A 7207-nucleotide genomic window follows, 5' to 3' on the forward strand; every position below is an offset into this window, starting at 1 on the left:
TATTTTCCCCATCATGGTGAGAGGAGCAGGTTTCATGCCAATTCATACTGAAGTGACGCCGGCGCAGGCTGATGCCCGCGCGGCCTATAGCCCGCGTCTGTGTAATGAAGATCTGGCACCAACGCGCCAGCAGAACTGGACGTGGTACAACATCTTTTCTTTCTGGATGTCGGATGTGCACAGCATGGGCGGCTATGTGGTCGCCGCCAGCTTTTTTACGCTGGGACTGGCAAGCTGGCAGGTGCTGCTGTGTCTGCTGGCCGGGATCGGGATCGTGCAGCTCTGTGCGAATCTGGTAGCGAAACCCAGCCAGATGGCGGGCGTGCCCTATGCGGTGATCTGTCGTCAGGCGTTCGGCGTATTCGGCGCCAATATCCCGGCCGTGATCCGCGGGCTTATCGCCTTTGCCTGGTATGGCATTCAGACCTATCTGGCAGCGAATGCGCTGATGCTGGTGCTGCTGAAGTTTTTTCCGGCGCTCAATAGCATGACGCAAAGCAGCTGGCTGGGGCTGTCGCTGCTCGGCTGGTGCTGCTTTGGCATCATGTGGCTGCTGCAGGCGATGGTGTTCTGGCACGGTATGAATGCTATTAAGCGCTTTATCGACGTGGCGGGTCCGGCGGTTTACGTCGTCATGGTGGCGCTGGCGGGCTGGATTGTATACAAAACCGGCCTGTCGGGTATTTCGTTTACGCTGGCCAGTAAATCACTGAGTGCCGGCGAACAGACCTGGCAGATGATCACCGCCACCGCTCTGGTCGTCTCCTACTTTTCCGGGCCGCTGCTCAATTTTGGCGACTTTTCCCGTTACGGTAAAAACATGGGCGAAGTCCGTCGCGGCAACCGCTGGGGATTACCGTTTAATTTCCTGCTGTTCTCCGTGGTTACGGTAGTGATTGTCTCCGGCACCCAGTCGCTGTTTGGCAGAATGATCACCGACCCGATTGAGACGGTGAGTATGGTGGGCAATGACCTGGCCGTGGCTATCGGCCTGCTGACGATGATCACCGCCACCATTGGTATTAATATCGTGGCGAATTTTGTATCACCCGCCTTTGATTTCTCTAACTGCTCACCACAGAAGATCAGTTTCCGCACCGGCGGCATGATCGCCGCAGTGGGCTCTGTGCTGCTGACGCCGTGGAATCTGTTTCAGTCACCTGAGCTTATCCACTATACGCTGGATGTGCTGGGCTCGTTTGTGGGCCCGCTGTTCGGTATCCTGATTGCGGATTTTTATCTGATTAAAGGCGGTAGCGTGAGCGTTGATGACCTGTTTAACGCCACGCCGCAGGGACGTTACTGGTACCGCAACGGCTTTAATCCCAAAGCGATTGCGGCGCTGCTGCCGGCGGTCGGGATCTGCCTGACGATAAGTTTTATTCCGGCGCTGCATGCGGTAGCTAACTTCAGCTGGTTTATTGGCGTGGCGCTGGGGGCAGGCTGCTATCGCTGGCTGGCGCGGGCAGAACGGGTCGTATCGGTCTCGTATCGTCCGGAAGCGACGCTGCAAAAAGAGGGTGTATAGTGCTGGCTGAATAGCAGACAGCAAAAAGCCGATTCATTTCTGAATCGGCTTTTTAAATAGATTGGCGGAACGGACGGGGCTCGAACCCGCGACCCCCTGCGTGACAGGCAGGTATTCTAACCAACTGAACTACCGCTCCGCGCTTTGTTCCCCGTCGGGAACGAGGCGCATATTAATGGCAGCCCCCTCCCCCGTCAACGCTTTTTATATCAAAATGACACGTTTGCCGCTTTTTTCAGCTCGCCGCTGTTTTTAGCAGCAAAATCAGTGCATCAGACGCGCCACAGACAGCTGCCACCTTTTTTTGTAACCAGATCGAGGCGGCTTTCGTGCGCCATGACTTCTTCATCACTGGCATTAATCACGCGCAGGCCTGAACCGGGACGGCTGATACGCTGAATATGCTCCCCTTCAGCCTGATTACGCTGGTCGCCCTCCATGGAAAATGCCAGCGACGTCTGGCCGCCGGTCATAGTCAGGAAGACTTCCGCCAGAATTTCGGCATCCAGCAGTGCGCCATGTAGCGTACGTTTGCTGTTGTCGATTTCATAACGGTTGCACAACGCATCCAGGCTATTACGCTTGCCCGGAAACATTTTACGCGCCATCGCCAGGCTGTCGGTGATTTTGCAAAAGCTTTCAGTTTTGCCGATATCACGCTGCAGCATGCCAAACTCATAGTCCATAAAGCCGATATCAAACGAGGCGTTATGGATCACCAGCTCCGCTCCGCGAATATAGTCGAGAAACTCATCGGCTATCTGCGCAAAGGTGGGCTTGTCGGCCAGAAACTCATCGGCGATGCCGTGAACACCAAACGCTTCCGGGTCCACCAGCCGGTCGGGCCTGAGATACATATGGAAGTTGTTGCCGGTCAGGCGACGGTTGATAACTTCAACCGCACCGATTTCAATGATGCGATGCCCCTCATAATGTACCCCGATCATGTTCATGCCGGTGGTTTCAGTATCAAGGACAATCTGGCGGTTATTTGCAGTGATCATAGGGCTCGTTTTGTGTCAGACTTGGCGTTTTTTCAGAGGGAAGTCTACCAGAGATGCGCAAACAGGTAGAAATTTTCACCGACGGTTCCTGCCTCGGCAATCCGGGACCGGGCGGCTATGGGGCTATTGTACGTTATCGCGAGCATGAAAAGTTATTCAGCGCGGGTTACCGACTCACCACCAATAACCGCATGGAGCTGATGGCGGCCATCGTCGCATTAGAGGCGCTGACGCAGCCGTGCGACGTGGTCATCAGCACAGACAGCCAGTATGTCCGCCAGGGCATTACCAGCTGGATCCATAACTGGAAAAAGCGCGGCTGGAAAACCGCTGATAAAAAGCCGGTTAAGAATGTCGATCTGTGGCAGCGTCTGGATACGGCACTCAGCACCCATACCATTAAGTGGGAGTGGGTGAAAGGACATGCCGGCCATCCTGAGAACGAACGCTGTGACGAACTGGCGCGCAGCGCTGCCGGTCATCCGGCGCTGGAGGACATTGGCTATCAGGTTGCATCCTGATCCTGTGTTTCCCGAAACTGGCGCGTAGCATTCACCACCGGACGCAGCTGCGCACTGCTGCGCGCCGTTTTCATTTTAGCAGGCGTAAGCGGGAACGTGCGCTTGCGGGCAACCACAATGTTCAGACACCCCAGAGCCGGGAGATGCGCACTGATCATTCTGCCGCCCTGCCGGTGCCACGGCACGACCTGAAAACGCGTGCGGTACACCACTTCATAATTCAGCAGACTCAGCCAGTCCAGCAGACGCACCTGACTGAACATCCTGCTGTTCCAGGGCGCTCGCCGGCTCAGACCCGGAACCGCTTTTCCGATCCCCAGCAGGCTGAATGGATTGAAGCCGCTGATAATCAGCCAGCCATCATCAATCAGCACTCTGTCTACTTCGCGTAAAACGCGGTGCGGATCCTGTTCCCATGCCAGCGTGTGCGCCAGCAGGCAGGCATCAATTGATTTAGACTCAAACGGCAGCTGAGAGACGCTGGCGATCACCTGCAGTGCGTCGCCCTCACTGCCAACATTGACCTGATGAGATATGGCACACTGACGGGTATCGATTTCTGCGCTCAGGCTGCCAATTTTTAGCATATGGAAGCCATAAAGCCTCGTCAGCCAGGGCTGCAGCTGCTGGGTTAACGCATCGCGAAAGTACTCTCCCCAGGGCATATCGTTCCAGGTGCGCGGCGCGGTCAGGATCTGGCGTGTTTTCGCTGGCTTCATGCTCTACCATCTTCCTTTAAGACAACCAGAGAGGTGTTTATGAATCTTACCAGTATTCCCGCATTAACGGATAACTACATCTGGACGCTGACCGATGACGCCGGCAACTGCCTGATTGTTGACCCTGGTGAAGCCCGGCCGCTGATTGAAAAAATCGAAGCCAACCGCTGGACGCCGGTTGCTGTCCTGCTGACGCATCATCATCAGGACCACACCGGCGGAGTTGCTGAACTGCTGCAACGCTATCCGCAGCTTGAGGTTTACGGACCACAGGAAACGGCAGCCAAAGGTGCACAGCATATTGTGCAGGAAGGTGAGTCAGTGACGCTTCTGGGCATGCCTTTTCAGGTCATCGCCACGCCAGGTCACACTTTAGGACATATCTCATATTACAGCGAACCTTATCTTTTCTGTGGCGACACAATGTTTTCAGGTGGCTGCGGACGCCTTTTCGAAGGCACAGCTGAACAGATGTTTGATTCTTTTCAAAAGCTTAATGAATTACCTGCCGATACGCTTATCTGCTGCGCACATGAATATACTTTATCTAACATGAAGTTTGCTGCTGCAATTTTACCCCATGATCCGAAAATTCTGGCCAGATATCAGGAAATTAAGGATTTACGGGCGGAAAATCGCACTACTTTACCGACAAAACTGGCGCTGGAACGTGAGATAAATTTATTTTTACGTACACAAGATGCTGATTTACAAAAAGCTTTAGCAATTAATGTGGAATCTGCCCCGTTATGGCAGACTTTTGCTGAATTGCGTAATAAGAAAGACCAATTTTAATTTTTTGGGTTGTGTTGTGCCGGTACGTCACGTATAGTTGCTCGTCTTTTAAGCGAACTACTGACACACACATGAAGGCTAAAGCGATATTATTACTCGCCTCAGTCTTGCTGGTCGGATGTCAGGCCTCACGGAATGATGCCAATATCCCCGCTCAGCATGCACAGAGCCTGTCTTCAGCTGGTCAAGGTGAAAATGGAAAGTACGGAAATCGCTTGTTGTCGCCGCGCTGGCAAGATGATGGAACCAGCCTCGCAGAAGACACCGATCTCTGGAATCTCATTAGTGACGAGTTGAAGATGGGGATCCCGGAAAATGCCCGGATCCGCGAACAGAAAACAAAGTTTTTAAAAAATAAGAGCTATCTCCACGATGTAACATTACGGGCAGAGCCGTACATGTACTGGATTGTCGAGCAGATACAGAAACGTAAAATGCCGATGGAACTGGTACTGCTACCCATAGTGGAGAGCGCTTTTGACCCTCACGCAACCTCCTCCGCCAACGCCGCAGGCATCTGGCAGATTGTTGCGCAAACGGGCAAAAATTATGGTCTGAAACAGAACCGCTGGTATGACGGACGCCGTGATGTGGTGGCCTCAACCAAAGTAGCACTGGATATGATGCAGCGTTTGAACCAAATGTTTGATGGCGACTGGCTACTGACCGTAGCAGCCTATAACAGCGGTGAAGGGCGCGTGTTGAAAGCGATGAAGCAGAATAAGGCACGCGGTAAGCCGACTGACTTCTGGCATTTATCACTGCCGCGCGAAACAACCATTTATGTCCCGAAAATGCTGGCTTTAAGCGAACTGCTTAAGAATAACAAGCGTTACGGTATTAAACTGCCCACTCCTAACGAAAGCCGCGCGCTGGCGCGTGTGGAAGTAGGACAGCAGATGCAGTTAACCCAGGCTGCAGAGATGGCGGGCATGTCACTCAGTAAACTGAAGACATTTAACGCCGGGTACAAAAATGGCACGACTGCGCCAAATGGACCGCACTACATCATGGTGCCTAAGTCCAACGTGGCAAAGTTGCGTAACTCTCTGGCCTCCGGAGATATCGCCTCCGTGCAGCCCGTTGAACTGGCTAAAGCCAGCGCAGCCGGTAACAGCTATACCGTACGTAAAGGCGACACGCTATCCGGTATCGCCAGTAAGCTGGGCGTCAGCATGAGCTCGCTGAAACAGCAGAACAATCTGCGCAGTGCAGCAGTCCGTATCGGTCAGACCCTCACGGTTAGCGGTACGACAGCGGCCTCGCAGCTGGCAGATAACGGCAACAGCATCACCTACCGCGTTCGTAAGGGTGATTCTTTTGCCAGTATTGCAAAACGTCACGGTGTAAATACGCAGGACGTAATGCGCTGGAACAGCGACGCGAAGGATATACAGCCGGGTGATAAGCTCACTCTGTTTGTTAAGAATAGCGCAACGCCAGATACCTGATGCATTGAAAAGGCTGACATTTGTCAGCCTTTTTTCTTTATCAGCACCGCACTATTTATAGCAGTGCCCGCCAGATCAGCGCGTCTTATCATCACAGAAAGGTGCGTTTAACGTGCAACAGTAACGGGACTGAATTCTACCAGTAACGGGTTGTGATCGGAGGCCCGGGTAACCAGCACCGCTGCTTCACTGACCTTCATATCCCGGTAAAAGACAAAGTCGAGCGGCCGGCCAAACGCTTTACGCCGGTGATCGTCTGTAAACGTCACTTCACGCAGAGACATAGCGCGCGCAAAGCGATAAAGCGCGTTCATGCGTTGACGACTCCATGCATTGAAATCCCCTGCCATTATCACCGGGCCACGGTGATGCTGGATCTGCTCCCCTATGGGCCCCAGCTGCTTACTGTAGACGTCCACACCCAGACTGAAATTGACCGCATGGATGTTCACTACCATCAGCATATCGCCGGTTGGCAGAGGGTATGCGGTGACCAGCGCAGATTTTGCCAGCCGCAGCAGCGGCTCGCGCTCGCGCAGCGGGCAGCAATAGACCGGATGCGCAGAGGCCAGCGTCATCACCCCTGAGGGGTGCTGAGGCAGAACAAAAGCGGGTACCTGATCGGCTGCCAGATAGTTACTGGTGGCAAACCGGATCAGTTCAGGCGTGGTTTGTGCTTCCTGCAGGAGCACCAGATGGGCGTCGCGACCAAAACCCTGCAAGACCGACATCCAGTCAGCACGCTGCTGTTTGAAGATATTCCATACCAGCACCCGCAAGGTGGGATCGGCCGGCAGCGGCTCCCCCGGCGGCAGGCCCTGACCAAGATGCAGCATAGCGCCCGGCGGAAAAATTCTCTCCGCTGGCTGGCCTGCTATATAGCGCATTGCATAGGTTTTCTTTCGCACTTTACCGCCTGGCTGATAACAACAAAGAGTTCACACTGACTGTTATAGGGATTTTAGCGCGGGGTTTCAATTCGTGGTATCGAATGTCGGAATTCGCCTCACAGCAATGCGTCAGAATGCCGGAGGATAAAAAGGGAAAATGAAAAAGCCCTGACTTTAACAGTCAGGGCTTCTCAATATAGTGGCGGAACGGACGGGGCTCGAACCCGCGACCCCCTGCGTGACAGGCAGGTATTCTAACCAACTGAACTACCGCTCCACCGATTCTTTACTGCCCTCAG

7 protein-coding genes and 2 tRNA genes are annotated in these 7207 nt (G+C 53.8%); 4 read left to right on the top strand and 5 right to left on the bottom strand.

Features of this window, described 5'->3' with window-relative positions; translation table 11 throughout:
* Positions 1-34 precede the first annotated feature (34 nt).
* On the top strand, positions 35-1528 hold the full coding sequence (locus tag BBA90_RS16310) for an NCS1 family nucleobase:cation symporter-1 (protein WP_065650059.1): 1494 nt from the start codon (positions 35-37) through the stop codon (positions 1526-1528).
* Positions 1529-1590: 62 nt separating this feature from the next.
* On the opposite strand, the gene BBA90_RS16315 is transcribed toward BBA90_RS16310, so the two are convergent.
* Together BBA90_RS16315 and dnaQ are read right to left on the bottom strand one after the other, a co-directional pair.
* Positions 1591-1667, bottom strand: a tRNA-Asp gene (locus BBA90_RS16315).
* Between the two features lie 133 nt (positions 1668-1800).
* Positions 1801-2532, bottom strand: coding sequence for a DNA polymerase III subunit epsilon (gene dnaQ / locus BBA90_RS16320; RefSeq protein WP_065650060.1), 732 nt, complete (start codon positions 2530-2532; stop codon positions 1801-1803).
* Positions 2533-2585: 53 nt separating this feature from the next.
* On the opposite strand from dnaQ, the gene rnhA reads away from it, so the two are divergent.
* Complete coding sequence (gene rnhA / locus BBA90_RS16325; protein ID WP_065650061.1) at positions 2586-3053, top strand: ribonuclease HI; 468 nt, start codon at positions 2586-2588, stop codon at positions 3051-3053.
* Here the strand turns inward: rnhA and BBA90_RS16330 are convergent.
* Positions 3038-3772: a class I SAM-dependent methyltransferase gene (locus BBA90_RS16330; RefSeq protein ID WP_065650062.1), complete on the bottom strand. Its 735-nt coding sequence runs from the start codon at positions 3770-3772 to the stop codon at positions 3038-3040. The genes rnhA and BBA90_RS16330 overlap by 16 nt on opposite strands.
* Positions 3773-3811: 39 nt before the next feature.
* Between BBA90_RS16330 and gloB the strand changes: the two genes are divergently transcribed.
* The gene (gene gloB / locus BBA90_RS16335) at positions 3812-4567 is read left to right on the top strand and encodes a hydroxyacylglutathione hydrolase (protein ID WP_065650063.1); all 756 of its coding nucleotides are present in this window, start codon (positions 3812-3814) and stop codon (positions 4565-4567) included.
* 71 nt (positions 4568-4638) lie between these two features.
* Entirely contained in the window at positions 4639-6018 is a 1380-nt protein-coding gene (mltD, locus tag BBA90_RS16340) for a murein transglycosylase D (protein ID WP_065650064.1), read from the top strand.
* Positions 6019-6125: 107 nt separating this feature from the next.
* Here the strand turns inward: mltD and BBA90_RS16345 are convergent, their stop codons facing one another.
* Together BBA90_RS16345 and BBA90_RS16350 are read right to left on the bottom strand one after the other, a co-directional pair.
* Positions 6126-6926, bottom strand: a complete 801-nt coding sequence (locus BBA90_RS16345; RefSeq protein ID WP_065650065.1) for an endonuclease/exonuclease/phosphatase family protein — start codon at positions 6924-6926, stop codon at positions 6126-6128.
* 182 nt (positions 6927-7108) lie between these two features.
* Positions 7109-7185, bottom strand: a tRNA-Asp gene (locus BBA90_RS16350).
* Positions 7186-7207: the final 22 nt, after the last annotated feature.

Origin of the sequence: Pantoea eucrina (assembly GCF_001691555.1) — a bacterium.
Lineage (GTDB): Bacteria > Pseudomonadota > Gammaproteobacteria > Enterobacterales > Enterobacteriaceae > Pantoea > Pantoea borealis.